The following is a 26994-nucleotide window of genomic DNA, read 5'->3' as shown; positions in this document are numbered from 1 at the left end:
CCACTGATAGCCTTTGACTAAAACTGAGAGCGAAGATGTTTACAACTTTTATTATTTCAACGTGTTTCCTGTTAACACTCACCTTATTACCATTAGTGCCAAGCGATCACTGGACAGTGCGAGTGTGGGAATTTCCCCGTTTGCAAATAGCCGCGTTGCTCACGCTGAACTTATTAGCGATTGGGGGGATTTACCATCAAAACCTGTCATATATGGCCGGATTGCTGGTAGTCAATTTTGCTGCACTTGCCTACCAAATACACTGGATATTACCTTATACAACAATCGTTCGACCCATGGTTAGCAAGAACTACGCACCTGATTTTAAGCGCAGTATTAAAATCATCAATGCTAACGTGCTGATGACAAATCACGATGCACCTAAACTCATTAAGCTGGTGGTACAAGAAAAGCCACACATTCTAGTCACTTTAGAGAGTAATCAGTGGTGGCAAGACGCATTATCACCTTTGCACGACGCCTATCCATATCGGGTGAATTTCCCACTGGAAAACTTATACGGTATGCATGTTTTTAGCCGCCTTCCTCTTAGTGATATTAAAACCGCCGAGCGAGTAGAGAAGGGAGTGCCATCAGTCCACTGTGTGGCTGAACTTGAAAGTGGTGAAAAAATACAATGCCATTTTGTTCATCCTGCCCCCCCAAGCCCCACAGAGAATGAAGAAGCCACTGAACGTGACAGAGAACTGTTAGGGTTGGCTAAACAAATTGCCTTAGAGGATGACGACAGCACGTTGCCCATCATAGTAAGTGGAGATTTAAATGATGTGGCTTGGTCACCGACCACCCAAGCATTTCTGCGAGTAAGTGGATTGTGCGACCCGCGTATTGGCCGTGGCGCGTTTAACACCTTTCACGCTCAACATGTTTTAGCGCGCTGGCCACTGGACCACGTATTTCACAGCGAACACTTTGAATTGGTGAATTTGTCGCGCTTACCGGAAATTGGCTCTGATCACTTCCCTTTGTTAACAGAACTGTGTTTGAAATAAAGGGAAGTTGTATAAAGGGTTTCGAAAATTGTTCCTTTTCAAATTGTAAATATTTCAACTTCTCGTTACACATCATCATTTCAATACCCTAATAGTTTTGTAATTTATCAATAAAATCAGTTATTTATAATTTTTTATTGGTGTGGCACGATTAGCGCATTAAGTTATTCGACATCCAAATTTGAATACAGTTTTGAATACTTAAGGAGAATATTATGTTGGGTTGGGCATTAACATTTTTAATTATCGCAATCTTGGCTGGCGTAATGGGTTTCGGTGGAATCGCCGGGACAGCCGCAGGAATTGCAAAAATTATTTTCTTTGTATTTTTAGTGCTATTGGTCTTGTCTTTGGTAGCAAATGCTATCCGCGGTAAGGGTCCAAAAGTCTAAATTTACTTTATACCATATTACTTTTAATTAATTACGGAGATCGACAATGAACTTACTTAAGAAATTTACCCTTTTAGCAATGGTTGTTAGCTCACTTACTTTAGTGACAGCGTGTAACGATAACAATGCTGAAAACGCAGGCGAGAAAGTTGATGAAATGGCGACTGATGCAGGCAATGCAATCGAAGACGCATGTGAAGATGTGAAAGAAGGTGCAGGCGCTAAAGATTCAGATTGTTAATCTGCTTTAGCAGTCAACTAGCTAAGATATTAAAAAAGGGTGCTTGCACCCTTTTTTAATATCTAAAATTTATACTAACCTCAATTAGTTAGCTGTTTCAGGCGCCTAAGCGGCAATATTGCTATAGGTAAGTTAAATTACTATTTTGCGTGCAACGCCAAGGAGCGTGTAAAGTGTTATTACAAATTACCATCATCATCTTAATTATTTCTGTTGGGGCAATCGTTGGCCTAGGCGGTTTGGGCAGCGGCAGTTTGGTTATGACATTTTTAGCTGCTTTTGGGCTGTTTGTTATTATTGTTCTAGGGGCTGCTATGGTTCTTATAAAGAAAAATAAGGCTAAAAAAAGTCAGTGATATTGCGGCTAACAACTAAGGGTAGACTGGCGATAGAGTTAAGGAACATCTTAATAAGACAGACAATCAAGTGAAGGAAACAGCATGAATACACGGATAATTACCCTATGGGAAACCATCAGAACTAGTTTTTGGTTCGTTCCTTCTATTATGGCTGTTGTAGCCATTGGTTTGTCACAGGCAGGTCTCGCATTTGACCGCTTCGGCGCAGAAAGTGAACTACCCATTTTCGCTGATTTTTATCAAACGTCGCCAGAGTCCGCGAGAGCGTTACTTACTACCATCGCCTCGTCAATGATCACCGTTACCAGTATTGCATTTTCTATTACCGTCGTAGCGTTAAGTTTGGCATCGTCTCAATTTGGTCCAAGGCTTATTCGTAACTTTATGATGGATACTGGGACGCAATGTGTCTTGGGGTTTTTTCTATCGACATTCATCTATTGCTTATTGATTACTCAGGCGACCAAGTCATTCGATAATCAGAATTTTGTTCCTGGTTTGAGTATTCTTACGTCGGTTATTTTAGCTATCTTGGGAGTTGGCGTACTTATTTATTTTATTCATCACGTCGCCCGGGCTATTCAGGCAGACAACGTAATCGATAACGTATATCGCGAATTAAATGAAATCATTGAGCGCCTATTTCCTAAAGACGAGATCGATAAAACACCGCAATTTAGCGATGATGTTCCGAATTTCCACCAAGTCTATTCGAATCAACAAACTATATTTTCTGCGGGCAGTGGTTATGTGCAAACATTGGACGTGGCAAACCTGCAGAAATTAGCACAGGAATGTGATATTGCGCTTTATATACAACACATGCCAGGTGACTTTGTTATTCAAAATGCACCTTTAGGCATCGCATATTTCCATGGTTCAGCCCTTGCTTGTGAGCCTAAACAAATAGCTGAATTGATCCGTTTGGGTGCACATCGCACGCCGGTTCAAGATACAGAGTTTGCTATTCGGCAACTAGTGGAGATAGCAGTGCGGGCGCTTTCTCCGGGGATCAATGACCCTTATTCAGCCGTAACCGTAGTTGATAAGTTAAGTGCGGTATTATGCGGTTTAACCAGCAAAACGTTTCCCCCTACTTTGTATGAAGATCCTCAAGGGGTGATAAGATTGCAATGTAAGCCAGTGGTATTTACCGGTTTAGGAGAAGCCGCATTTAACCAAATTCGTCAGTATGCAAAAACCAGTCTGGCGGTGACAATTCGGTTGTTAGAGGGGCTAATAAGTATTTTGCAATTCAGTCAGACATCAGAGCATCGCCAATTTGTTCGCCAGCAGGCAGCTATGATCGAACAAGTACAGCGTGAAGCGCCATTGAGCGCACTGGATTGGCAAGATATAAAAAAACGGCTAGATGAAATTAAACGTCGATTAGATAGTGATATTCCAGCAATTTGAAATCAGTAATGACTTCAAATTGCTGTGCAAATATTTCAGCAATTTTTCGACAAAAACTCACTTGGTATAAAAAATCACTTAATTTCAAACAGTTAATTTTTGGCACGTTATTCGAATGGGTATCTCTACGTTTTCAACGTACAGGCTGTCATCTGGCTTGTACTCTTAACAAGAGGACTCTTATATGCATAATTTATTATTACCTACTCCAGGATTCGGAACTTATCGCCTCGAAGACGATGAGGCAAAGTCGGCCGTGGCGAATGCGCTTGATGTGGGCTACCGACACATAGATACTGCACAGATATACGAAAATGAAGCCGAGGTGGGTGATGCAATCGCTGGCTCGGGGTTAAAGCGAGATGAGATATTCTTAACCACTAAGGTCTGGTTTGAAAACCTGAGTTCGGCAAAATTCACCACCAGCGTACAGAATAGCCTGACGCTACTCAATACCGACTATGTTGATTTACTGCTTATTCATTGGCCTTCGCCAGAAAATAAAGTGCCAATGTCTGAGTATCTTAAAGAATTGAAAGGGTGTATAGCTCGAGGTCTGACTAAACATATTGGTGTGTCTAATTTCACGCAAAGTCAACTAGAAGAAGCATTGGCTATTCTTGGTAAAGACTCGATATTAACCAATCAGATTGAAGTGCATCCCAATTTTCAAAATACTGAGCTAGTGAAATATTGTCAGCGTAATAACATTCAAGTAACAGCATATATGCCCTTAGGTGTGGGGAAAGTTATGGAGAGTGAAGTATTGCAAGCTATAGCTCATGAGCATGACACTACACCTTCAGCAGTGGCGTTAGCTTGGTTAAACCACAAAAAAATCGTCGCAATACCTTCATCTACCAATGTTGAGCATATGCGCGATAACCTTAATGCTAAGCAATTAATGTTAACAGCTGATGAAATAGCGAAGATAGACGCAATTGAGCCTCAGGAGCGAATAGTTGATCCAGATTTTGCACCTGATTGGTAAGCGTGGGGCATAACCTTGCTTGCTACACTTCGAACACCTCAGGCTATTTCAGTCTGAGGTTTTTTTTACCTTCATCCTACGTGTTATAAAATATCACAGCCTTGGTAGAATTATTTACAACGCTCTGGTAATAATTTCCACGCTCCTTACTTTCATTTCCGCTTATTATTTAAAATAACTTATAATTATCAATCACTTATTTAGTTGGCATCGAATTGGCATTGGTTACTGTGAATCTTAAAAAGGAGATATTTATGAAACATTCAATCATTTCAGTATTAGTAGCCATATCGTTAGGAACTGCATCAGTAGCTGCGAATGCAGAAAATACTTGGAAAGACACCGCAAGCGATGCGTGGATCGACGGCAAAGCCGAAACGACCTTAATGCTTAACGGAAATTTAGACTCATTCGACATCAACACCGACGTTAAAAATGGCAAAGTAACTTTAACAGGTAAAGTTGATCGTGAAGTTGATAAAGCGTTAGCCACCGAATTGGTTATGTCACTCGATGGCGTCAAAGACGTTGATAATCAGTTAACCGTTATCGAAGAACTAGATGAAGACGAAGACAGCGAAGTTATGCAAACTCTTAACGACGCAAAGATTGAAACTGTGATTAAAACCCGTTTAATGTTTGAATCAGAAGTCAGTGGTCTAGAAATTGAAGTTGAATCTAAAATGGGTGTTGTGACGCTTTCAGGTACCGTTGATGACGATGCAGAACGTCAGCTAGCGCTTAAAATTGCAGAAAATACCAATGACGTGAAGAACGTGGTTGATATGTTGAAGATGACAGAGCAAGGCGGTCAAGCCTAACTCATCACTTAGCTCAATATTAATGTAATACGCCCGCTTCAGCGGGCGTTTTTTATGCAAGGATCTGCACGTTAGGCAATGTTGTTTACGACGAATTATCGGTGATTTTTTTAAGTTTTATTGGGCATTTACTTGCGTGGCATTGCGCTGTTATTTATTAAAAATTTATTTGCTACGAAACATTCATCTTTAGCGTTATTGCTGTTGGATACCTAGACCAATCTATAACAAATTCTGAGCTTGATATATCACTACGATAAAGCTTGGGTGCAAAATTTCTCTGCTAGTATCATTAGTATTCAATCTCAGCTCAAGGTTGGCCCAGATGCACACCATTAAAGATTTCGATTTCAAAACCGTAGCGGATATCCGCTTTGCGGTAAATGCAGCCCTATCATTACCCACACTATTGACTACTCGTTTCAACGCTAAATCTATCTTATTAATAACTGACAAGGGATTAATTAAGGCTGGAGTACTTGATGAAGTATTAAACACGTTAGAAAGTTCAGGTCTTAATGTGCGGATATTTGATCAAGTACAAGCTGATCCGCCTGAAGGCGTTATCCGAGCGGCTGGTGAACAAGCGAAGCAAGTGGACGTCGTGGTTGGTATTGGTGGAGGTAGCTCGATGGACACTGCAAAATTAGCTGCGGTGCTAGCCATGGATGAACAAGCGTTGGCCGATATGTATGGCGTGGATCAAGTCGTCTCTACCCGCAAACCCTTAGTGCTTATACCTACCACCGCAGGAACGGGCTCAGAGGTTACGCCTATATCAATCGTGACCACGGGAGAATCAACTAAAGCTGGCGTGGTTTCTCCTGTTTTGTATCCTGATGTGGCACTTCTTGACCCTACATTGTTACTCGGTTTACCTGCGCATATCACAGCAGAAACGGGCATTGACGCCATGGTACATGCCATCGAGGCATTTACGAGCCAGCACAAGAAGAATCCTTTATCGGACAATCTTGCGATTAAAGCGCTGCAGCTTTTAGCAACGCATTTACCCCTTAGTTATGAAAACGGCAAAGACTTGAAGCACCGAGGTGGCACCTTATTAGGTGCGATGTTAGCTGGGCAAGCATTTGCAAACGCACCCGTGGCCGCGGTTCATGCGCTAGCGTATCCGTTAGGCGGTATTTATCATATGGCCCATGGCTTAAGTAATGCGCTGATGCTGCCTTTTGTTATGCGCTTTAATGCGAACGCAGCGCAGACTGAATATGCGCAATTAGCGTTAGTGGTAAATCCCATGTTGGCTAGCTGCCCCCAATCAGAACAGGCGCTAGGCTTTATTGAATATATGGAACAGTTTTGCAAAACGCTTGGCATAACCAAACGTTTACGTGATTACGGTATTGACCAACAGGATCTCCCCGCGCTTGCACATGGGGCTATGCTACAAACGCGGTTGCTAATGAATAATCCGCGCACGGTCACTTATGAAGATGCGTTAGCTCTGTATCAACAAGCCTGGTAGCTTGGTTTAGGTAAAAAAGCCGGTGGCGTTAATCGGGCGAGAGGCTTGCGCAATAAATTTAGTCAACAGCAGAAAGTGGAGATCCATTGATGACAACATCGACGAGAGATAAAAAGTTGCCGCCCACACGCAGCGACTTTCGCTACTTTGATACCATAGACACCCGTTGGGCCGATAATGATGTATACGGCCATGTAAACAACGTGGCCTATTACAGTTTTTTCGATACGGTGGTAAATCGTTTATTGATTGACAATGGTTGGTTGCGTTTAGACGGTGAGGGACCAATCGGTTTAGTTGTTGAAACTCGCTGCCAATATTATGCATCGGTGAGCTACCCAGCGGTATTGGATATCGGATTAACGGTATTGAAGCTAGGGAACAGCTCAGTGGTATATCAGTTGGCCGTTTTCTCAGAAGGGAGCGATGATGCAAGCGCTGTCGGGCATTTTGTCCATGTTTATGTAGATAAGCCTACTCAGTTACCTGTTGCGTTGCCTTTATCTTTGCGCGAAGGATTGAGCCATTATTTAGCGCTAGAAGATTAGCATACGCTGATAATTAGATACAAAACCAATACGACGTTCGGTCGTATTGGTTTTGCTCGCGTGATGCTATGCGTACCGCGAGCTTTATTTTTGAGTGATAATTAACGATTTCTACCGAGGGCATCATGGCTGGTAACCCAATCGCCTGCCAGCACTGCGGCACTTAATGAAAGCTCCCCAGCTAATACTGTTGCACCAATAATTTCAGCCAGCTTATGCGCTTTACCCTCACCGAAGCAGTCCATCATTTCAAGGCATTCTTTTTGTGTCGCCAATGCTGTTCCACCGCCATATGTAGCCACGATGAGCGAGGGTATGGTAATAGCAATATAAAAATCACCTTGCGCGTCCACATCTACAAAAGATAATGCTGCTGAAGATTCCGCTACGTTAGCAGCATCTTGGCCGCAGGCAATGAACATAGCGGTAATGCCATTAGCTGAATGAGAGCCGTTATTAATCGAGCCAGCCATAAAGCTGCCCATATTGGACACTTGGCGCATCTTAAATAACATGTCCGCTGTGACACCTAGCATCTTTTTCAAAATATCGTTACTGATCTTGGCTTCCGCTATAACCCGTTTGCCCCGAGTATGGAGTGTGTTTAGCTGGGAGTGTTTTTTGTCGGTGTCCATGGCACCCGATAAGTTATAGCGCTGTAAACCTTCTCCTGGGTAATTAGCTTTTATCCACTCACAGGCTGCAAACGTCGCCTTGCCAACCATGTTTTGCCCTGCAGCATCTCCAGTAGTGAAATTAAAACGTAAATACAACATACGGGCGGCGGCGTATTGCTCAATATTACGTAGCTTTCCTACGCTGGTGGTGCTTTGCGCTTCATTTTTTATGGTTTCAAGCTGCTGGTTAACCCATATTCCAAAAGCGTGGGCCTGACGAGCATCCTCAAATATAAATACCGGTGCCCGTTGCATGGCATCGTCAACCACTGTGACTTTTACGCCACCCGCTGCGCCAAGCACGCGCATGCCTCGATTATAACTGGCGACTAAGGTGCCTTCAGTCGTCGCAAGAGGGACATAAAATTCGCCCTTTGCATGTTCACCATTGACTTTAATTGGCCCTGCTAGACCGATCGGTACCTGGGCGACCCCTATAAAATTCTCGATATTTCCGGCAGTTTGCTCTGGACTCAATGAGTAGTGGCCTACGTGATTAAGTTCTGTTTGAGTTTGCTGAGTAACAAACTCCCTACGTCGCTCGGCCATATTCTGGGTATTGTCATTTTCTTTATCGCGAGGAATTGAGGAAGCTTGCGCTTTATTATCTGACATGCGTGTAATCGACTTTGTAGATAGAAGGTGGATCTACAACTATCAATAAATGCATTCATTTTGAAATGGTTATGCTTAATTAAGGTGCAGTAGTTCTAATGATAGTTAGGCTGGGGATTTTCTTTTACGTTTCTAAGTGCTCAAGTTTGTTCGGTATGCCATCCCATTCTTGTGCATCTAAGGGGGGCGGTATTACCTCAATAATATTGGGCCACACCTTGGCAAGCTCGGCGTTTAATTCGGTGAACGCCTCTTGACCCAGAGGAAGCTTATCATCTTGAAAAATCGCCTTGGCGGGGCATTCGGGTTCACATAAAGCGCAGTCGATGCAGATATCTGGATCGATAACTAAAAAATTAGGCCCTTCAAAGAAAGCATCCACCGGACAAACGGCTACGCAGTCAGTGTATTTGCATTTTATACAGTTGTCGGTGACTACAAATGTCATGGGTAAAAGCTTTGCTGAACAATATGGATGTCGATCATACTTATCGGCAATGGAAATACAAGATAAGGACAAAGATGAACAAAGATATCGCCGAATAAACCAGACACAAGGCCAAGCATGGCTTAAAATAGTCGTCTAAGTGTTTTTGTTTTGGGCTGTGCCCCTGTGTTTACCTTTTTGGACCCCTTATGCTGCGTTTAACTGATATAAAACTCCCCCTTGAACATCAAGATACTGACTTGACCCAAGCCGTACTTAATAAGTTAGGGTGTAAAGAAGAGCAAGTGAAACAGGTGTCGGTCTTTAAACGTGGCTTCGATGCTCGAAATAAGTTTGATATACAGCTTATTTACACCCTAGATGTTGAGGTGGAAGATCACGAGGCATTGCTGGCAGAGTTTGATAACGATCCCCATGTGCGTGTATCTCCCGATACGCGCTATCAATTTGTTGGCCAAGCACCGCAATCGTTAACTGAGCGACCTGTAGTGATAGGTTTTGGCCCGTGTGGTCTATTTGCGGGTCTGTTATTAGCTCAAATGGGCTTTAAGCCGATTATTTTGGAGCGTGGGAAAGAAGTACGAGAGCGCACCAAAGACACCTTTGGCTTTTGGCGTAAAAAGCCGTTAAATACTGAGTCTAACGTTCAGTTTGGGGAAGGCGGTGCAGGGACGTTTTCAGATGGAAAATTGTATAGTCAGGTTAAAGATCGCAAGCACTACGGACGAAAAGTGCTTACGGAATTTGTTGCGGCCGGTGCGCCAGATGAAATCATGTATGTGAGCAAACCTCATATCGGTACGTTTAAGTTAGTGGCGATGGTTGAACGTATGCGGGCACAAATTATTGCGCTGGGTGGAGAAATTCGTTTCAGTACTCGAGTAGATGATGTACATATTAAAAATGGCCAATTAACCGGCCTGAGTTTGTCCACCGGCGAACGCTTAGATAGCCGGCATGTCGTGTTGGCGGTAGGGCATAGCGCTCGGGATACCTTTAAAATGTTGTACGATCGCAATGTGTATATCGAAGCCAAGCCCTTCTCGGTGGGCTTTCGTATTGAGCACGAACAGTCGATGATCGACGAGTGTCGTTTTGGACCTAATGTCGGCCATCCTATTCTGGGGGCGGCGGATTATAAGCTAGTGCATCATTGTAAAAGTGGTCGTGCTGTTTACAGTTTTTGTATGTGTCCAGGGGGAACGGTTGTTGCTGCCGCTTCTGAAGAGGGGCGGGTGGTGACCAATGGTATGAGCCAATACTCACGTCATGAGCGCAACGCCAACAGTGCGATTGTGGTAGGAATTGAGCCAGAAAAAGATTTTCCAGGGCATCCTTTGGCTGGTATTGATTTACAGCGTCAGTTAGAAGAGCAAGCATATGCATTAGGCGGTAGCAATTACGATGCACCGGCGCAACTTATTGGTGATTTTTTAACAGGCAAACCGTCGTCAACCTTGGGAGAAGTAAAACCTTCTTATACACCTGGGATAAAACTAACGGATTTGTCTAACGTGTTACCGGATTACGCTATCAGCGCTATTCGTGAAGCGATTCCCGCATTCGATAAGCAGATAAAAGGATTTGCCAAAGCCGATGGTTTATTAACCGGAGTTGAAACTCGAACCTCTTCGCCGATATCTATTAAGCGTGGGGCTGATTATCAAAGCGTGAATGTGAATGGGTTATATCCTGCCGGTGAAGGTGCGGGTTATGCGGGTGGCATTTTATCAGCAGGTATTGATGGCATTAAAGTCGCTGAAGCAGTTGCTTTGTCTATGTTAGATAATTATAAATCTGATATTGATTAAGTGTATTGATTGGTCAATGTTTTATGCATAAAAAAGCAGCCTTAGCTGCTTTTTTATCATATCGAGTGTAGTGATTAACACATCGATTATTTTATCTGTGCCGTTAAGCCTTGATTGATATCGGTAATATCTTCAACAGACAAGGTACCTGCAGCCAACTTAAGATTAAGCACACTGATAACATAACCGTAGCGAGCACTCGATAAGTTTCGACGTGCATCGAACAAATTACGCGTACTGTTTAATACATCGACTATGGTACGTGTACCTACGTCGAAACCGGCTTCGGTTGCTTTTAATGCGCTCTGGGCTGAAACCACGGCTTGCTCAAACGCTTTAATCCGCGAAATCGATGCTTTTACATCGTTGTAGTTTGAACGGATGCTGCGGATCACTGAGCGATGAATACGCTCACGGTCTTCACTGGTGGCGATAAACCTGTGTTTCGCCGATTCAACGTTCGCGGATACAAGACCACCGGTATATAAGGGGACATCGACTGTTAATTGAATACCATAAGTATTGAATCGGTCACTACCACCCGTATCAGGGTTAGTGGTAAATCCATCGGTATCGTTACTGTTAGCAGTACCACCTAAACTAACCGTTGGATAGTGACCGGCACGGGCGCTTTTTATATCAAATTTGGCGATATCAACACTGGCGTTCGACACCAATAGTTCTAAATTCTTTTCTTCTGCCATTTTCAACCAACTATTCACGTTAGCAGGAGTAGGCATGCTGGCAGAGAACTGTTGGGTGTTTAGCACATTTAGATCAGGATAATAGAAACCGGTAATTTCCCGAAGTGCTTCAAGGTTTGTTTCCACTGCGTTTTCTGCACTGATTTCGGCGGCTACTGAAGTATCGTACTGAGCTTGAGCTTCATGTACATCGGTAATTGCCGTTAAACCGACTTCGAAACGTTGTTTAGTTTGTTCAAGTTGGCGTGCAATCGCACGTTTTTCTGCACGAGCAAAAGCTAGATCGTCTTGGGCTTGCAGGGTATCGAAATAAGCGCTAACTGTGCGTAAAATAAGATTTTGCATGGTGAATGCAAGGCTTGCATCAGATTGACTGGCAACCAATTCGGCGCGGTCTAAGCCAACCCAAAGCGAACGGTCATAAATCGATTGGGTTAGATTCAAGGTTACGTCGTTGGTTGAGCGGTCTAAATCACCGTAGGATTCTGCGGCTTGTAAACTCAACGAAATTTGCGGCAATAGGCCAGCACGACTGATTTCTATATCAGAAAAAGCGGCTTCTCTACTGGCTTGTGATTGCAATGTAGCGGGATCGTTTTGCAACGCTTGTTGATATACGCTTAATAGGTCATCGGCAAGTGCGTGAGTTGATACGCCAAAGCTAATCAATAGCGAAAGAAGTGTTTTTTTCATGTGGTTTCCTTGATGAATTTGCTTGTGGCAGCGATACCGTTATTTTATGTTTATTATTTGTCGCATATTAAGACGCTAAAGTTTAAAGACATTAAGCGCGAACACGAAACATCCAGACGTAAAACTACCGTCTCAAGTGTAACAGAATATTATACTAGCTTTCGACTGATAAATGCTGCTCCACTATATGGTACTAGAGTTTAAAAATTAAAGAGGATTTATGTCTAAAATTCAGCAATTTTCCAGTAAAGACGTAGAAATTACCCATAAAGAAACGCTTTACGAGGGGTTTTTCAAGATGGTTAAATATCACTTCAAGCATCGATTATACGACGGTGGTTGGAGTCAAATTGTACAGCGTGAGATATTTGAACGTGGGCATGCGGTTGCAGTATTGCCTTATGATCCCAACTTAAAAGAATTCGTGATGATTGAGCAAATTCGTATCGGCGCTTTAGCCACTTCGAATTCTCCGTGGTTGTTAGAGATTGTGGCTGGTATCATTGTCCCTGGCGAGACAGCCGAAGACGTATGCTATCGCGAAGCTCAGGAAGAGGCCGGAGTCACGATCACGCATCTGAAAAAAGCGCTGAGTTATTTGGCTAGTCCAGGCGGCACGACCGAAAGATTGCATATTTATGTCGCTCAAGTTGATGCAAGCCAAGCTAAAGGTGTGCATGGACTAGACTATGAAAGCGAAGATATTTTGGTGCACCGAGTACCAGAAGACCAAGCGATAGAATGGATTAATCAAGGAAAGATCGAGAATGCAGCCACGCTGATTGCGTTGCAATGGTTCGCTATGAATAAACAACGAGTACTTGATGACTGGAAACAATGAACACAATTTAAGACGTAAATATGTACCGCACTTGCCGAGTATTCAGCGAGTGTGCGCGTTGAACTATGTGCGATTGATAAAATTATTACCCGATTGCGATACTGAAGATCTTGAATATCAATTTAAGGTCAATAACACCCTCAACTACAGCATAAAAATAGTGGAGTGTAGTCGGTACACCAGTACGGTGACTATGGCGCAAGAATCAGTGGTCGGGCCGGATTTTATGCGCCCCGTTGTACGTATTCGTTTATACCACGATGCACAATTGGCTGAGGTGATTGAGTCTCAACATATTGGGGCCTTAAAGCCCAGCTATGAATACCCCAATAGTAAAATGTTTCAAAAAAATGAAAAAGAGATGGTGAATCTATTTTTGAGTGAATGGTTATTGTTTTGCTCGAAACATAAAAATCAACTGCAAACGACGAGCGTTTAACCGCCATGAGATTTGTTTGAGTTTTAAGATTGCACAAATTTCGGATTGTCATTTATTTGCTGATAAACAGCAAATCGGCTATCAAGAAATTAATCCTTATTTAAGTCTACAGTGTGTGTTGAGTGATCTTGCGCTGAATTGCCCGGACCTAGTGGTGGCCAGTGGTGATATTAGTGCAGATGAAAGTCAAAGCAGTTATCGGCATTTTGCTCAGCTGTGGCGCGATAGTAAAATATCTGCGCCTTTACTGGTCATCCCGGGTAACCACGATCATCTCGGCTATTTAGATAACGAGCTTAATGCATCAGCTGGCTGGCCTATATCACGTAACGCAGGGCAGTTTTGGCAAGTGCATGGGCTTAACAGTAAATCCAAAGGCACTGGTGGAGCGCTTACAGCGAGGCAACTCGAATATATCAGTGAGCAGGTAGTGGAGAATCCGCTCCGTCATCACTTACTTGTGGTACATCATCATCCGTATGCGTGCGGAGGTTGGATGGACAACCATGCATGGGGCAACAGCGACGAATTTTTGCTGCGAGTAAGTGAACACGAGCAGATTAAAGGGGTTATTTATGGGCACATTCATCATGCAAGTGAGTTACAAAAAGAACACAGTTTGTATCTGTCAGCCCCTTCTACCTGTTGGCAGTGGGCCAATAGTGACAGCTTCGCTGCTACAGATGAAGCGCCGGGTTATCGTTTAATTACCCTTGCTGATAATGGGCATATCGACAGTAATATCATCAGAATTTAACGGAAGGTTCATGACGCAAAGCACACGCCAAAAGGTCGTTATCTATTTACATGGTTTTTTAAGCTCACCCCAATCAATCAAGGCCCAGCAAACCAAGCTGTTTGTGACAGAGCATTACCCAGAGTTGATATTTTATATCCCTCAATTAGATAACCATCCTAAACCTGCTGCTAAGATGTTAGATGAATTGATTGCCCGACACCCACATGCGGATTTTGGCTTTATTGGTAGCTCAATGGGTGGCTATTTTTCCAGTTACTTGCTTGAGCGTTATGGTGGTAAAGCGGTGCTTATTAACCCCGCGGTGCAACCATATAATTTGTTGGCTGATTATATGGGTGAGCATATTAACCCTTATACTCAGCATCGCTTTTTTCTGGATGAGTCCCATACTCATGACTTAACATCGTTTGATACACCAATATTAGCTAATCCACAAAACTATTGGGTATTATTGCAAACGGCAGATGAAACCTTAGACTATCGTCAAGCACAGCAGAAATATTCGGCTGCGAAACTCACCATTGAACAAGGTGGCGATCATAGCTTTCAAGGATATGAGCGTTTCTTAGCAGATATTTTTCAGTTTCTACTGCATGACTAAATGAAGATTGGTATAACATGAGTCTAACGGCTCGAGTATATCGTCAGATAATTTTTCGTTAACGGCCCACAACTATAATAAGAACTATGTCTAATCAATATAACGCAGATGCAATTGAAGTATTAAATGGCCTTGACCCAGTCAAACGTCGTCCTGGTATGTATACGGATACCACGCGACCTAATCACCTGAGTCAGGAAGTCATCGACAACAGCGTGGATGAGGCACTTGGCGGCTTTGCCAGTTCTATAAAAGTCGTTTTGCATGCAGACCAATCATTAGAAGTCACGGATGATGGGCGAGGTATGCCGGTGGATATTCATCCTGAAGAGGGGATCTCTGGCGTCGAATTGATCATGACCAAGCTGCACGCGGGTGGTAAGTTCTCCAATAAAAATTATCAGTTTTCAGGCGGCTTACATGGGGTGGGAATTTCTGTCGTTAACGCGCTGTCTAATCGTGTTGAAGTCAGTATTCGTCGAGACGGAAACGTTTATCAAATAGCTTTTGAAAATGGCGATAAAGTTGAAGAACTCAAAATCATTGATACCTGCGGCAAGCGCAATACAGGTACACGTGTTCATTTTTGGCCTAATGCGCAATATTTTGATTCCGCAAAATTCTCAGTCACTAAGTTATTACATGTGTTGCGTGCCAAAGCGGTGTTATGCCCTGGACTACGTATTCGTTTTGACGATAAAGTCAGTAAAGAAACCCATGAATGGTATTTCGAAGATGGTTTAAAAGATTATTTATATCAATCAGTTGGCGAAAGTATAACGTTACCAGCTGAAACGCCATTTGTCGGCGCTGTCAGCGGTAATACTGAGGCGGTTGATTGGGCGGTCATTTGGCTGCCTGAGGGCGGTGAAATGATCACCGAGAGTTACGTTAACCTTATCCCTACCGCTCAAGGTGGTACGCATGTAAACGGTTTGCGTCAAGGCCTGCTAGAAGCGATGCGTGAGTTTTGCGAGTTTCGTAATTTATTACCTCGCGGAATTAAGCTAACGCCGGAAGATATTTGGGATCGTTGTAGCTATGTCTTGTCGACCAAAATGCAGGATCCTCAATTTGCTGGTCAAATAAAAGAGCGCTTGTCGTCTCGTCAAGCGGCAGCTTTTGTGTCAGGTATCGTTAAAGATGCCTTTAGTTTATGGCTTAATCAGCATACGGATGTCGCAGAGCAGCTTGCTGAAATGTGTATTAGTAATGCACAAACACGATTGCGTCAAAGTAAGAAAGTGGCTCGTAAAAAAGTGACTCAAGGCCCTGCGTTACCAGGGAAATTGACCGATTGTTCGACCCAAGATACTGGACGCTCTGAACTATTTCTAGTGGAAGGTGACTCTGCAGGTGGTTCAGCTAAGCAAGCGCGTGATCGTGAGTTTCAAGCCATTATGCCACTGCGTGGTAAAATCTTAAACAGTTGGGAAGTTGATTCATCTCAGGTGCTTGCATCGCAGGAAATCCACGATATATCGGTCGCGTTGGGGATCGATCCTGATTCTGACGATTTAAGCGGATTACGCTACAACAAAGTCTGTATTTTAGCCGATGCGGATTCCGATGGACTACATATTGCGACCTTGTTATGCGCATTGTTTGTTAGGCATTTTAGGGCTCTAGTCGATAATGGCCATGCCTATGTTGCTATGCCGCCACTGTTTCGAATTGATATTGGCAAAGAAGTGTTTTACGCCCTGGACGAAGGCGAGAAGCAAGGCATTCTAGATCGTATTGCGGCTGAGAAAAAACGCGGTAAAGTGAATGTACAACGCTTTAAAGGCTTGGGTGAAATGAACCCGTTACAACTGCGTGAAACTACCATGGATCCTAATACGCGCCGGTTGGTGCAACTGACCATAGAAGACCCGGAAGATATGATGGAAACCATGGATATGCTATTGGCCAAAAAACGGGCGGGCGATCGTAAATCTTGGTTAGAAAGTAAAGGCAATATGGCGGACGTATAGTTCGCTTTTCACTATTCATTTTTATATCTACAAGGGTTTGTTTTGCCGCGATTTCTGAAAATCTTATTGCTTATTTTGCTGCTTATAATCGGCTTAATCGTGGGGTTGTTTATTGCCAGCGTGGAAGAGCAGCCCTTGGTGGTAGCGACGAGCGCAACACAAGTAAACGACGCTGAATCGGTTAAAGAGCTTATCGAGCAGATAAAGCTAAGTGTAAAAGATCGTACGTTAGACCAGCAAATTCCTTTAAGTGAAAATCAGCTGAATAGCCTAGTGGGCTTCTTACAACGTGCGAAACAGCAGTTTCAGGGGCAAGTGAATATTACGCCGCTGGCAAGCAGCATCTCTGCCAGTTATCAGTTACCAAATAACCCTGTTGGTCGTTATGTGAATTTCAGCGCGTTGATCCATCCTGGCCAGGGGCTGCAATTGTCAGAAGTGCGTTTGGGTAGCATAGTGTTACCCGGTAGAGAAACCTTACGCACGCTAGTGTGGCTAGCCGATTGGTGGACAAATAGCACCATCGCTAGCCAGTTTGTAGAGCAAATTGATAGTATTCGTATGTTTCAAGGCAATATGATTATTGCAATGCGTCCATTGGATACGTTTCTACGTAATTTAAAGGATTTGAAGCGGGAAATTGGTGCAGAGACAGATTTAAGTATTGCTACCGCACACTACTTGCGTTTCTTGGCTGATTTAGATGTGGGTAAACAACAAAGCTCTCAGTCTCTGGCGCGTTATATACAACCTTTGTTCGCAGAGGCGCTAAATCGCTCGACAATTGATAATGCAGATGAGGAAAACGAAGCCGCCATTATGGCGTTAGCAACTTACGCAGGGCACCATAGATTTGCCAGTTTTGTGGGAGATGTGCAGCCGCAAGCGAAACGCATCGCAGCACCCCGTAAAATGCCTACTTTAATGAAGCGCGCTGATTTAAGTCAGCATTTTATTTTTTCAGCAGCCATCAAAGTATTATCTGAACAAGGTCTAACTGCTGCCATCGGTGAATTTAAGGAACTAATGGATCGCGGAGAAGGCGGAAGTGGTTACAGTTTTGTAGATCTAGCCGCGGACCATGCAGGTGTGAATTTTGCTCAGATAGCCACTGATGAAGATAGCGCATTTGCCATGCAACGGCTCTTAGCGCAATCCGATAATGAAGAACCATTTTTCCCAGACATGCAATCACTACCGGAAAATATCGATAAGGCATCCTTCACCGAACGGTTTAAGCAAGTCGATAGTCCAGAATACAAAATGTTGCTGGTGGAAATTGACCGACGCATTGGGCTACTACCTATCAGTCAATTAAAGGCTAATCGATAAAAACGGGGAAACGGAATATTTCTCAATGTCATGCAAGACGTCAGTTTAGCAAAATCGGGCAGATTAGTGCCCCGTGGTCTTTGAGAAAATATTAATTACTATAACACCAGTTAAAATAAGCAATATGCCAATGATCGCGGGCATGTCAGGTAAGGTTTTTGTCATTACCGCGCTTATCGTAGCGATCAACACGATCCCCATACCAGCCCAAATAGCATATGCGATACCAACAGGCACCGTTTTAAGCACCAATGATAAACAGTAGAATGCAGTGGCATAGCCCACAACGCAAACCGTACTAGCCAAAGCATGGTTAAAGCCATCAGATGCTTTTAGCGCTAAAGTGCCAATTACTTCTGCGATAATCGCGGCACTAAGATACCAATAGCCCATTTTATATTTCCTTAAACTGCGTGCTGATCTGTTGCCATTATACTTTAACGCTGACTTGAAATTGGTTAAGAGTGGTTAATAGCAATTCAATTTTTTTAACGACTTTTGGTAAAGCCTGTTTTTGTTGTTCAGGTTCTATCTGACTCAAGTTGGCGATATCTTGAGCCAGTTCTTCTACGTATGGCTTGAAGAAACGACCACTTGCAATAAACCCTGCATCGCTAGGGAAAATAGCGTTGAACTTGCCTTTTCCTGAGCTTTGAAGCTTGGCAATAATAGCGTCTGCGTCAATTGATTTACGGTAAATTAGTTGGGCGTTCTCAGTTAGTTTTTCAATAATTTTTTGCATGGTTATTACTTAATCAGTTGAAGGGTTAAAGTTTTATACGTAGTGGTCGATACATCGAAGAGCGGGCGATTTTGCCTGCTTTTCAACTTTGCTACAAGCAATAGGGGTTCTGGTATGGACATTCAAGGAAGCGCTGCTTCTGGATCATCCGGTGCGACGCTTGAAATAAAATCGTTGCAGATGGCTAAATCCCAGCAGCAACAAGATGGTCAAGCGACGCTTCAGCTTCTCGAATCAGCAGCTGACGTACCATCATCTTCATCAAATCCGAGTTTAGGTTCTGTGGTAAACACATTTGCCTAATTAAGGATGAAGATTTAAATCAATTGGCGTTTTACCGGGTTGGCCACCTATCTCGCGAACGAGTTTAGGTACCAGAAATCCCGGTAAACGCTTTATCATCCCCGCCATAATTCCTTTGGCGACATTATCGTCTTGATCAAAATGTTGTGCGCCTTGTACCTTATCCATCACATGTAAGTAATAAGGTAAGACTCCCGCGTCGAACAAACTTTCACTCAACGCCACTTGAACCTCAATACTGTCATTGATGTTTTTAAGCAATACGCCTTGATTAAGCAGAGTGACCCCAGCATCTGTCAACTTTTTCAATGCATCACGCATTAGTTGGTCAATTTCTTGTGGATGGTTAATATGCAACACCATCACAGGTTTAAGCCGTGTTTTTGTGAACCACTGAATCAGTTCAGGCGTTATCCGCGAAGGGATCACTACTGGCAATCGGGTATGAATACGTATCCGTGTTATATGCTTAATATTGACAATTTCTTGGGTTAACCAAGCTAAAAAATCATCTTTTGCCATCAATGGGTCACCACCGGAATAGATGACTTCATTAATATTTACGTCTTGCTTGATGTAATCCAATGTTTCTTGCCACTTTAGTTTGTTCAAATGATTATCTGAATAGGGAAAGTGACGACGAAAACAATAACGGCAATTGACTGCACATCCACCTCGGACGAGCAACAAAACGCGGCTCTGGTATTTGTGTAATACACCCGGTTTATCATTATTTTGTTCTTTTAGCGGATCAAGTAGATAGTTTGGGTCATTTAAAAATTCTTTTTTATCGGGAAATACTTGGCGAAAAAGTGCATCGTTTGCATCGCCTTTTTTCATGCGAGCAGCAAATGGAAGAGGCACACGCATAGGAAATAAGCGCCGTGCAGCGATATCGTCTTCAAATTGTTTAGGATCTAAATCCAAGTAAGTTAGTAGAGCAAGTGGATCTGAAAAGGCACTTGAAAGTACTTTTTGCCAGTTATTCTCTACAGCAATGAGTTTTTTAGGTATTATTTGCGTCAACTAGATACTCTACACAGTTAATTGATTACGAGGAAACATGGCTACTATCAGCACTAATGAGTTTAAAGCGGGCGTTAAAATTATGCTCGACGGCGAACCTTGCAACATTCTTGAAAACGAATATGTCAAACCTGGCAAAGGACAAGCCTTTAACCGCGTTAAGTTAAAAAAACTCATCTCAGGTAAAAGTCTCGAAAAAACCTTTAAATCAGGTGAGTCGTTTGAAGCCGCAGATGTCATGGATGTTGAACTGTCATATTTGTATACCGACGGTGAATTTTGGCATTTTATGAATAATGAATCGTTTGAGCAAATCGCAGCAGATGAAAAAGCGGTTGGCGATAACATCAAATGGTTAGTTGAAAACGATAGCTGCACCATCACATTATGGAATGGTACACCGATTGTGGTTAGTCCTCCTAACTTTGTAGAATTAGAAATAACAGAAACGGATCCCGGCCTTAAAGGTGATACCGCAGGCACTGGCGGCAAGCCAGCAACCTTGACTACTGGAGCTGTTGTTCGTGTACCTTTATTTGTACAAACAGGTGAAGTGGTTAAAGTTGATACACGCAGCGGTGAATATGCTTCTCGCGCGCAAAAGTAAGTAAACGCAAATGTATGAAAGCTCACGTAAATGTGAGCTTTTTTATATCTGCAAAGGACGTAATGATGAATAACCGCTCACATTTAAATTGGCGACCAACAGCCGACATTCAAACATTACGTCAACGCGCCGTCATTATAGCTGATATTCGTCAGTTCTTTGCTTTGCGAAATGTATTGGAAGTAGAAACGCCCAGCTTGAGTAATGCCACCGTGAGTGATTTACACATGCGTGTTTTTAGTACTCAGTTTAATGATCCAATGTCCCCCCAGCAAAGGACGCTTTATCTTCAAACGTCGCCGGAATATGCTATGAAACGTTTACTCTGTGCTGGTAGTGGTGCTATATATCAAATCGCGAAGGCTTTTCGCAACGAAGAGGCAGGTAAGCATCATAATCCTGAATTTACCATGTTGGAATGGTATCGACCTGATTTTGATCATGTGCAATTGATGAACGAATTAGATGAACTGGTCCAACTGATTTTTGGTTGCGAGCCTAGTTATCGAATGACTTACCAGCAGGCTTTCAAAGATTATTTATCGTTAGACCCTTTAAGCACATCATTAGCAGAGCTGCAAAAACGTGGCTGCACCTTAGGCTACGAACACATTTGTCGTGACGAGCAAGATAAAGACACTATTTTACAGCTGCTGTTTAGTCATGAAATAGAGCCTAAAATAGGCATTCAACGCCCCTGTTTTATTTATAACTTCCCAGCTAGTCAGGCTGCATTAGCGCGGATCAATTTGCAAGACGAACGGGTTGCCGAACGGTTTGAGCTTTACTACAAGGGAATTGAACTAGCCAATGGCTTTCATGAACTAGCCAATGTGCATGAACAACGTCAACGATTCAACGCAGATAATGATCAGCGTTTAGCTGCTAATTTACCACCGGTGACAACGGATGCGCTTTTTTTAGCTGGTCTTGAATCTGGCTTACCTAACTGTGCCGGTGTTGCGGTTGGCATTGATAGATTAATAATGTTAGCGCTAGATAAAACGAAAATAGCTCAGGTCATAACGTTCGATTATCAAAATGCATAAATTTATGTTCTAACGTACTCGCAAGTTGTATATATGGACTATAGTTATCTGAAGGAAGCCGTATAGACCTAGAATTGAACTCGTATGCAGATTGTACCCAGCCCCCCTCCTCATCAAGCTAAAGCCTATCAGCAAACATCAGTTGAAAATAACTTAACCCTAGTTTGGTATTTTTCAATTATGGCTTTGATTGGCTTCGGCGTGCATTTGTTGCATCACTTGCGTCTGGGGAATGAGGCATTTAGTGAGCAGATGATGCCCTATCTTCTGGTATATATTTCTAATGTACTATATGCCTTGCTCAATTTGTTCCTTTTACCTTATGCCCGAGGGATGTCTAGAACGTCATGGCGAGTGACATTACTCGAGTTGATGTATCCAACATTTTTAGCTTTTATGGCGACTGTGTTGTCTATTTATACCAGCATTCAAGGACATGGTCCGGTGCCCTTTATTATGGGGATGATGGTCATCGCCATGCTCGTGCAAGGCCACTTGGTATTTTTATTCTGTTTATTATTTCTATGCTGGATGACGGTCAGTCTAGGCTTACTAAATGAGTTGCCCATGCAGGATGCGTCATCACCGATTTTAACGTGTTTTACCTCTATGCTGATTGCTATGTTTATCGCTCGATTGGCTGAACGTTCTAGGGTCGATCAATTTGAAATACTGCATGAACTTCATGAAAAAAATAGTTTGTTAGAAGAACTCTCAGTTCAGGATCCCCTTACAAAATTAAATAACCGGCGGTATTTTGCCAGTAAACTTGAGTCAGAAACGACTCGCAGTTTGCGCTATCAACATCCTTTGGGATTGCTGATTGTTGATGTAGATGATTTTAAAAAAATTAATGATAGCGACGGCCATTTGGTTGGAGACGAAGTGCTTATCGAGATAGCTCGATTGATCAGTCAACAGTTGCGTTCAGATGATATTGTTTGCCGGCTTGGCGGTGACGAATTTGTTATTTTGTTAGTGGAAGCAGAAGTGGAGCAGTCTAAGGAAATAGCCACCCGAATTTGTGATTCAATTAATGCGAATAAATTTGCTCGCGCGAGCCATAAAGTCACGGTTAGCATAGGTTATGCCCAATATACCGGTCAGCCCTTGGGGGATTTTATGCAGCAAGCCGATAAAATGATGTACACCTCTAAAAAACGCGGTAAGAACCAAGTGGCGTTTTTTGGTTATGACTTTGATTCGCAATCTGTAGAACTGTGAAGTAATCCTGGCGCGCTTACCATCTGTGATTTGATTCTAGGCGGTAAAGTTCATACCATAGGTAGGTCATTAACCTGCTAAGATATTGCCATGCAACCAACACTTTGCGCACTTCAACAAGAGTGGGTCACCCTTCAAAACCAGTATGATAGTTACGAGAAATTTGCCTGTGTTATTAAATTAGTATGCATTAGCCTTGTAGCGACAATGCTGTTACTACTCGCGCCGAATGTATTTGTTGCAGCATTCATTTTCGTTCTGTGGCTGCAAGAAGCTATATGGAAAACGTTTCAAGCACGTATCGAAGTACGTTTGCTATCGATTGAAAAAATATTATCCAGCCCAGAAGAGATGGCACATGCAAATCAAATTGCTATGCAATTCAACTCTACTTGGCTGGAAACTAGGCCTAGTATGCTTGGATTGCTCCAAGAATACGCGACATCAGCATTGAGACCGACGGTAGCACTACACTATTTATTACTAATAGTGATTGTGATTTTTACCGATTTAGCAATATTTGCGCAGCAGATTTAGCGTGTATCCTCCATTCGTCGGCATACAAACGCGCAGATTCAACTTGAGATTATTAAACGATTCTGACGCAGGCTTTATATTAGGTTTATTGAATGAGCCTGATTGGTTGAAGTATATTGGTGATCGCGGTGTACAGACGTTGGATGATGCTAAAACATATATTCATTCAGGCCCTCTGGCCATGATTGAAAAATATGGTTTCGGGCTATACCTGGTCGAGCGAAAGGAAGACTATACTCCACTGGGGTTGTGCGGATTATTACAACGAGACGGGTTAAATTGGCCTGATATAGGTTTTGCTTATGCTGCCCAGTTTCGTCGACAAGGAATTGCTTTTGAGGCAGCCCAAGCAACATTAGAATATGCACAGAATGTACTTGGACTAACGAAGGTGGCTGCACTTACGGCGCTAAATAACGATCCTTCAATGGGACTGCTGAAAAAGCTTGGCTTTACCTACGAGCGTCAAATTACGTTAAGTGGTGAGGCGCAAGCAAGCAATCTATTTCTCAAAGTGTTGTCGTAGGACTAGACAGGAGGTAATACTGTCACTTGCTTGATCAGTACAGGTTTTACCGGCACATCCGCCCAGCCCCACGTAGTGTCATAGTCTGTTTCGACTTGAGATATTGCATCAAGCACCTCATTACCTTCAACTACGTAGCCGAATACGGTGTAACCCCAGTCACGACCAGGGTCTAAACTGACGTTGTCGTTCATATTAAAAAAGAACTGTCGATTTGAAGAGTGGGGGTCTTTTTGGCGGGCCATGGCGATGGTATACATTTCGTTTTTTAAGCCATTACCTGATTCGTTGATGATATCCGGGAAGGACGGTTTTTCAGCGAAATCCACATCATACCCGCCCCCTTGTACAATAAAATCAGCTACTACTCGATGGAATATAGTGTCTTCATAACTGCGTTTATCTACATAACGTAGAAAGTTGTTAACCGCAATCGGCGCACGGGAGCGGTCTAACTCGACAGTAACGTCACCCATAGAGGTTGCTATTTTCACTCTGGGATAAAAGTTCTCGGCTTGAATTTGGCTGCCGTCGTCTTTTTGTTTGGCAAAGACTGGGCTACTAATAAGAAAAATACTGATAAATAGGGCACGTAACATTATAAGCTCCTGACTACTTTTTGATAGCTGACAAAATACTGAATTTTCGATCACTTGCAAGTGTCTTGTAATGACCGAATAGTCGTTTAATCGTTTGCGGATAGTCTAAATGCCGATTGCCGACTACGCGCAATTCACCGCCACGTTTGAGCACGCGTTTACTGTCGCGAAACATTTGCAGCGCAATATGATCCGTTATGGTGTTTTGTTGATGAAAGGGTGGATTACATAAAACGATATCCACCTGCTCAGTTGATTTATCATGTTGGTCACCAGATTGAGGATACTCATCTAAGCAGTTACTCACGATAAACTCACATTGAGATAACTTCTCAGGCATATTTTGTTCAATATTGAGCTTTGCTGATGCAATGGCCATAAAGGATTCATCGACAAAGACAATCTGCGCTTGTGGAGATTGCTGCAAAATATGCAGTCCCAGAACACCGTTTCCACATCCTAAATCAACGACCTTTTTATGATTAGCTTCAGGTAAGTGAGCCAACAATACACGGGCACCAATATCCAGTTGCTGGCGTGAAAATACATTAGCAAGGTTATGCACAGTAAATTGGCTGCCGTCGGTTTTCCATTTTGTGGGGTAGGGGCTGCTACTTGCTTTGCTGCCGTCATATTGGCAGAAAATCAAACGGGCTTTTTTCTTTGCAAGGGACGTAGTGGTTAAACCTAAATGCTTCTCAAATAATGCAAGAGTAGACTTTTGAATCGCATTTGCTTTGCCTGTGGCGATAATTTTTGTTTGCGGAGTCACACACTTTTGCAAATCAATTAGTTGCTGTTCTAATAACGCTAGAGTTTTAGGCAGTTTAATCAACACTATGTCAGCGTTGACATCAGGTTGATATAGACTGTCGTGCATTGTGACTTGATTATTAGGGATATTATTACGCTCAAGGTTGAGCGCTAGCGCCTTGTGCGCGACATATGAATCGCTTATCCACAACGGTGAGCGATGAGCGAACCAAACGCCTAGTGCACCAAAGTCATCGTTGTATATAAATATATTTAGATCAAGGCGATCCGCCATATTTTGTTCAACGTATTCAATTAGATATTCGTCGGCGGCATCCCATGCTTGCCAACTGATATGTTGATTTTCGGCTGGATAGCGTAATAATTGGTATGTCTGCTCTAAAAGGGTGAATTCAGTTTTCATTTAATTCTTATATATTGGAGTTTACTTGCAACAATCTAGTTTATTTCCTTCGGTATCATCCACCGAACCTGAAATACTGCCTTTAGTTGATGGAAATATCCGCTATTTTAACCATTTTTTATCTACTCAAGAAGCGGATCATTACTGTACTCGACTGCTTGACTCTTTGGCGTGGCGTCAAGATCATATCAAATTGTATGGTAAACAGGTTAAAATCCCACGCTTACAAGCTTGGTATGGCGATAATGATGCACTGTACCAGTATTCAGGTATAAATTTGCAACCCAATCCTTGGAGTGATGAGCTCAACGTGCTGCGTGAGCGTTGTGAGGCGGCATGTAACGTTCGTTTTAATTCAGTCTTGGCAAATTGCTATCGTGACGGCCAAGACAGTATGGCGTGGCACAGTGACAACGAGCCTGAACTCGGGCGTGATCCGGTAATCGCCTCATTGAGTTTGGGGCAAGTACGTAATTTTGATTTGAAGCATCGTGTGAGCGGCGAGAAATATCGCTTACCGTTAGAGCATGGAAGCCTGTTAATTATGGCGGGAAGTACTCAGCAATTTTGGCTGCATAGTTTAGCTAAAACCAAAAAGTCATTGGCCCCACGGATTAACTTAACTTTCCGTTTCGTCTCAGCAAATTTGCGGCGATAAGCGATGTTAACTATGCAGATATGAACAATGAAAGAGGAAAGAAAATGACAGTACAACAGACTATCGAAGATAAATTACAAACTGGTTTTTCACCTTCCTATTTGCAAGTTGTGAATGAGAGTTTTATGCACAATGTGCCAAAAGGTTCTGAAAGTCACTTTAAAGTGGTTATTGTTAGTGATGAATTTGCCGGTAAGCGGTTAATAGGACGACACCGCGCGGTGAATCAAGTATTAGCAGACGAATTAGCGAATAGTATTCATGCGTTGGCTATTCACACTTACACTGAACAAGAGTGGATTACATTACACGAGCAATCGCCAGACTCACCGAATTGCATGGGAGGATCGACGTTATAAGCTTGCGCACTAAGGGGAAATAT

The 26994-nt window shown here is 42.9% G+C and carries 32 protein-coding genes; 24 read left to right on the top strand and 8 right to left on the bottom strand.

Annotated elements, in window-relative coordinates:
* Positions 1 to 35: 35 nt before the first annotated feature.
* The 9 genes from GQS54_RS08125 to GQS54_RS08085 all read left to right on the top strand — a co-directional run bounded on the left by GQS54_RS08125 (position 36) and on the right by GQS54_RS08085 (position 7267).
* Positions 36 to 1013 (top strand): endonuclease/exonuclease/phosphatase family protein, encoded by a 978-nt coding sequence (locus GQS54_RS08125; RefSeq protein WP_166423492.1) that lies wholly within the window; start codon positions 36 to 38, stop codon positions 1011 to 1013.
* Positions 1014 to 1228: 215 nt separating this feature from the next.
* Positions 1229 to 1405, top strand: coding sequence for a DUF1328 domain-containing protein (locus GQS54_RS08120; RefSeq protein WP_006991544.1), 177 nt, complete (start codon positions 1229 to 1231; stop codon positions 1403 to 1405).
* Between the two features lie 46 nt (positions 1406 to 1451).
* A complete protein-coding gene (locus GQS54_RS08115) occupies positions 1452 to 1646 on the top strand; it encodes a hypothetical protein (RefSeq protein WP_166423491.1) in 195 nt (64 codons plus the stop codon).
* Between the two features lie 173 nt (positions 1647 to 1819).
* Positions 1820 to 2002: a hypothetical protein gene (locus GQS54_RS08110; RefSeq protein WP_166423490.1), complete on the top strand. Its 183-nt coding sequence runs from the start codon at positions 1820 to 1822 to the stop codon at positions 2000 to 2002.
* Between the two features lie 84 nt (positions 2003 to 2086).
* Complete coding sequence (locus tag GQS54_RS08105) at positions 2087 to 3421, top strand: DUF2254 domain-containing protein (protein WP_166423489.1); 1335 nt, start codon at positions 2087 to 2089, stop codon at positions 3419 to 3421.
* A 184-nt stretch (positions 3422 to 3605) separates the two neighbouring features.
* Positions 3606 to 4412, top strand: a complete 807-nt coding sequence (gene dkgB / locus GQS54_RS08100) for a 2,5-didehydrogluconate reductase DkgB (protein WP_166423488.1) — start codon at positions 3606 to 3608, stop codon at positions 4410 to 4412.
* Positions 4413 to 4666: 254 nt separating this feature from the next.
* Positions 4667 to 5233 (top strand): BON domain-containing protein, encoded by a 567-nt coding sequence (locus GQS54_RS08095; RefSeq protein ID WP_166423487.1) that lies wholly within the window; start codon positions 4667 to 4669, stop codon positions 5231 to 5233.
* A gap of 325 nt (positions 5234 to 5558) precedes the next feature.
* Positions 5559 to 6719: an iron-containing alcohol dehydrogenase gene (locus GQS54_RS08090; protein WP_166423486.1), complete on the top strand. Its 1161-nt coding sequence runs from the start codon at positions 5559 to 5561 to the stop codon at positions 6717 to 6719.
* Between the two features lie 89 nt (positions 6720 to 6808).
* On the top strand, positions 6809 to 7267 hold the full coding sequence (locus tag GQS54_RS08085) for a thioesterase family protein (protein WP_166423485.1): 459 nt from the start codon (positions 6809 to 6811) through the stop codon (positions 7265 to 7267).
* A 101-nt stretch (positions 7268 to 7368) separates the two neighbouring features.
* Here the strand turns inward: GQS54_RS08085 and GQS54_RS08080 are convergent, their stop codons facing one another.
* Positions 7369 to 8559, bottom strand: coding sequence for a hydroxymethylglutaryl-CoA reductase (locus GQS54_RS08080; protein ID WP_166423484.1), 1191 nt, complete (start codon positions 8557 to 8559; stop codon positions 7369 to 7371).
* Between the two features lie 124 nt (positions 8560 to 8683).
* Positions 8684 to 9007: a ferredoxin FdxA gene (gene fdxA / locus GQS54_RS08075; protein ID WP_166423483.1), complete on the bottom strand. Its 324-nt coding sequence runs from the start codon at positions 9005 to 9007 to the stop codon at positions 8684 to 8686.
* Positions 9008 to 9195: 188 nt separating this feature from the next.
* Between fdxA and GQS54_RS08070 the strand changes: the two genes are divergently transcribed.
* Positions 9196 to 10818 carry an NAD(P)/FAD-dependent oxidoreductase gene (locus GQS54_RS08070; RefSeq protein ID WP_166423482.1) on the top strand — a complete coding sequence of 541 codons (1623 nt, stop codon included), beginning with the start codon at positions 9196 to 9198 and terminating at the stop codon, positions 10816 to 10818.
* A gap of 86 nt (positions 10819 to 10904) precedes the next feature.
* Here GQS54_RS08070 and tolC read toward each other — a convergent pair whose 3' ends face one another.
* Positions 10905 to 12215 (bottom strand): outer membrane channel protein TolC, encoded by a 1311-nt coding sequence (gene tolC / locus GQS54_RS08065; RefSeq protein WP_166423481.1) that lies wholly within the window; start codon positions 12213 to 12215, stop codon positions 10905 to 10907.
* Between the two features lie 220 nt (positions 12216 to 12435).
* Here tolC and nudF point away from each other — a divergent pair, with 220 nt between their 5' ends.
* From nudF to GQS54_RS08035, 6 genes are all read left to right on the top strand, one after another.
* Positions 12436 to 13056 (top strand): ADP-ribose diphosphatase, encoded by a 621-nt coding sequence (gene nudF, locus GQS54_RS08060; RefSeq protein ID WP_166423480.1) that lies wholly within the window; start codon positions 12436 to 12438, stop codon positions 13054 to 13056.
* The gene (locus GQS54_RS08055; RefSeq protein WP_166423479.1) at positions 13040 to 13495 is read left to right on the top strand and encodes a DUF1249 domain-containing protein; all 456 of its coding nucleotides are present in this window, start codon (positions 13040 to 13042) and stop codon (positions 13493 to 13495) included. The genes nudF and GQS54_RS08055 overlap by 17 nt, the downstream gene beginning before the upstream one ends.
* A 16-nt stretch (positions 13496 to 13511) precedes the next feature.
* A complete protein-coding gene (locus tag GQS54_RS08050) occupies positions 13512 to 14252 on the top strand; it encodes a metallophosphoesterase (protein WP_166423478.1) in 741 nt (246 codons plus the stop codon).
* Between the two features lie 10 nt (positions 14253 to 14262).
* Positions 14263 to 14856 carry a YqiA/YcfP family alpha/beta fold hydrolase gene (locus GQS54_RS08045; RefSeq protein ID WP_166423477.1) on the top strand — a complete coding sequence of 198 codons (594 nt, stop codon included), beginning with the start codon at positions 14263 to 14265 and terminating at the stop codon, positions 14854 to 14856.
* An 86-nt stretch (positions 14857 to 14942) separates the two neighbouring features.
* Positions 14943 to 16832: a DNA topoisomerase IV subunit B gene (parE, locus tag GQS54_RS08040; RefSeq protein ID WP_166423476.1), complete on the top strand. Its 1890-nt coding sequence runs from the start codon at positions 14943 to 14945 to the stop codon at positions 16830 to 16832.
* Between the two features lie 42 nt (positions 16833 to 16874).
* Positions 16875 to 18164 carry a hypothetical protein gene (locus GQS54_RS08035; protein WP_166423475.1) on the top strand — a complete coding sequence of 430 codons (1290 nt, stop codon included), beginning with the start codon at positions 16875 to 16877 and terminating at the stop codon, positions 18162 to 18164.
* Positions 18165 to 18227: 63 nt separating this feature from the next.
* Here the strand turns inward: GQS54_RS08035 and GQS54_RS08030 are convergent, their stop codons facing one another.
* Complete coding sequence (locus tag GQS54_RS08030) at positions 18228 to 18557, bottom strand: multidrug efflux SMR transporter (protein ID WP_166423474.1); 330 nt, start codon at positions 18555 to 18557, stop codon at positions 18228 to 18230.
* A 37-nt stretch (positions 18558 to 18594) separates the two neighbouring features.
* Positions 18595 to 18906, bottom strand: coding sequence for a hypothetical protein (locus GQS54_RS08025; RefSeq protein WP_166423473.1), 312 nt, complete (start codon positions 18904 to 18906; stop codon positions 18595 to 18597).
* A 114-nt stretch (positions 18907 to 19020) separates the two neighbouring features.
* On the opposite strand from GQS54_RS08025, the gene GQS54_RS08020 reads away from it, so the two are divergent.
* Positions 19021 to 19209, top strand: a complete 189-nt coding sequence (locus tag GQS54_RS08020; RefSeq protein ID WP_158771485.1) for a hypothetical protein — start codon at positions 19021 to 19023, stop codon at positions 19207 to 19209.
* On the opposite strand, the gene epmB is transcribed toward GQS54_RS08020, so the two are convergent.
* Positions 19210 to 20235, bottom strand: coding sequence for an EF-P beta-lysylation protein EpmB (gene epmB, locus GQS54_RS08015; protein WP_166423472.1), 1026 nt, complete (start codon positions 20233 to 20235; stop codon positions 19210 to 19212).
* 37 nt (positions 20236 to 20272) lie between these two features.
* Here epmB and efp point away from each other — a divergent pair, with 37 nt between their 5' ends.
* The 5 genes from efp to GQS54_RS07990 all read left to right on the top strand — a co-directional run bounded on the left by efp (position 20273) and on the right by GQS54_RS07990 (position 24178).
* Positions 20273 to 20842 (top strand): elongation factor P, encoded by a 570-nt coding sequence (gene efp / locus GQS54_RS08010; protein ID WP_158771482.1) that lies wholly within the window; start codon positions 20273 to 20275, stop codon positions 20840 to 20842.
* Positions 20843 to 20907: 65 nt separating this feature from the next.
* Positions 20908 to 21891 carry an elongation factor P--(R)-beta-lysine ligase gene (gene epmA / locus GQS54_RS08005; RefSeq protein ID WP_166423544.1) on the top strand — a complete coding sequence of 328 codons (984 nt, stop codon included), beginning with the start codon at positions 20908 to 20910 and terminating at the stop codon, positions 21889 to 21891.
* An 84-nt stretch (positions 21892 to 21975) separates the two neighbouring features.
* Positions 21976 to 23115, top strand: coding sequence for a GGDEF domain-containing protein (locus GQS54_RS08000; protein ID WP_166423471.1), 1140 nt, complete (start codon positions 21976 to 21978; stop codon positions 23113 to 23115).
* 90 nt (positions 23116 to 23205) lie between these two features.
* A complete protein-coding gene (locus tag GQS54_RS07995) occupies positions 23206 to 23652 on the top strand; it encodes a hypothetical protein (protein ID WP_166423470.1) in 447 nt (148 codons plus the stop codon).
* Positions 23653 to 23695: 43 nt separating this feature from the next.
* Positions 23696 to 24178 (top strand): GNAT family N-acetyltransferase, encoded by a 483-nt coding sequence (locus tag GQS54_RS07990; protein WP_166423469.1) that lies wholly within the window; start codon positions 23696 to 23698, stop codon positions 24176 to 24178.
* 2 nt (positions 24179 to 24180) lie between these two features.
* Here the strand turns inward: GQS54_RS07990 and GQS54_RS07985 are convergent, their stop codons facing one another.
* Both GQS54_RS07985 and GQS54_RS07980 read right to left on the bottom strand, forming a co-directional pair.
* A complete protein-coding gene (locus GQS54_RS07985; protein WP_166423468.1) occupies positions 24181 to 24777 on the bottom strand; it encodes a peptidylprolyl isomerase in 597 nt (198 codons plus the stop codon).
* Positions 24778 to 24790: 13 nt separating this feature from the next.
* Positions 24791 to 25954 (bottom strand): methyltransferase, encoded by a 1164-nt coding sequence (locus GQS54_RS07980; RefSeq protein WP_166423467.1) that lies wholly within the window; start codon positions 25952 to 25954, stop codon positions 24791 to 24793.
* Between the two features lie 25 nt (positions 25955 to 25979).
* Between GQS54_RS07980 and GQS54_RS07975 the strand changes: the two genes are divergently transcribed.
* Positions 25980 to 26612, top strand: coding sequence for an alpha-ketoglutarate-dependent dioxygenase AlkB (locus GQS54_RS07975; RefSeq protein WP_166423466.1), 633 nt, complete (start codon positions 25980 to 25982; stop codon positions 26610 to 26612).
* 44 nt (positions 26613 to 26656) lie between these two features.
* Positions 26657 to 26971 (top strand): transcriptional regulator BolA, encoded by a 315-nt coding sequence (gene bolA / locus GQS54_RS07970; protein ID WP_166423465.1) that lies wholly within the window; start codon positions 26657 to 26659, stop codon positions 26969 to 26971.
* The last annotated feature ends 23 nt before the right edge of the window (positions 26972 to 26994 follow it).

It is taken from the genome of Paraglaciecola sp. 20A4, assembly GCF_011378905.1.
In the GTDB taxonomy this organism is placed as follows: Bacteria; Pseudomonadota; Gammaproteobacteria; order Enterobacterales; family Alteromonadaceae; genus Paraglaciecola.
This window is presented reverse-complemented; position numbering and strand designations above follow the sequence as displayed.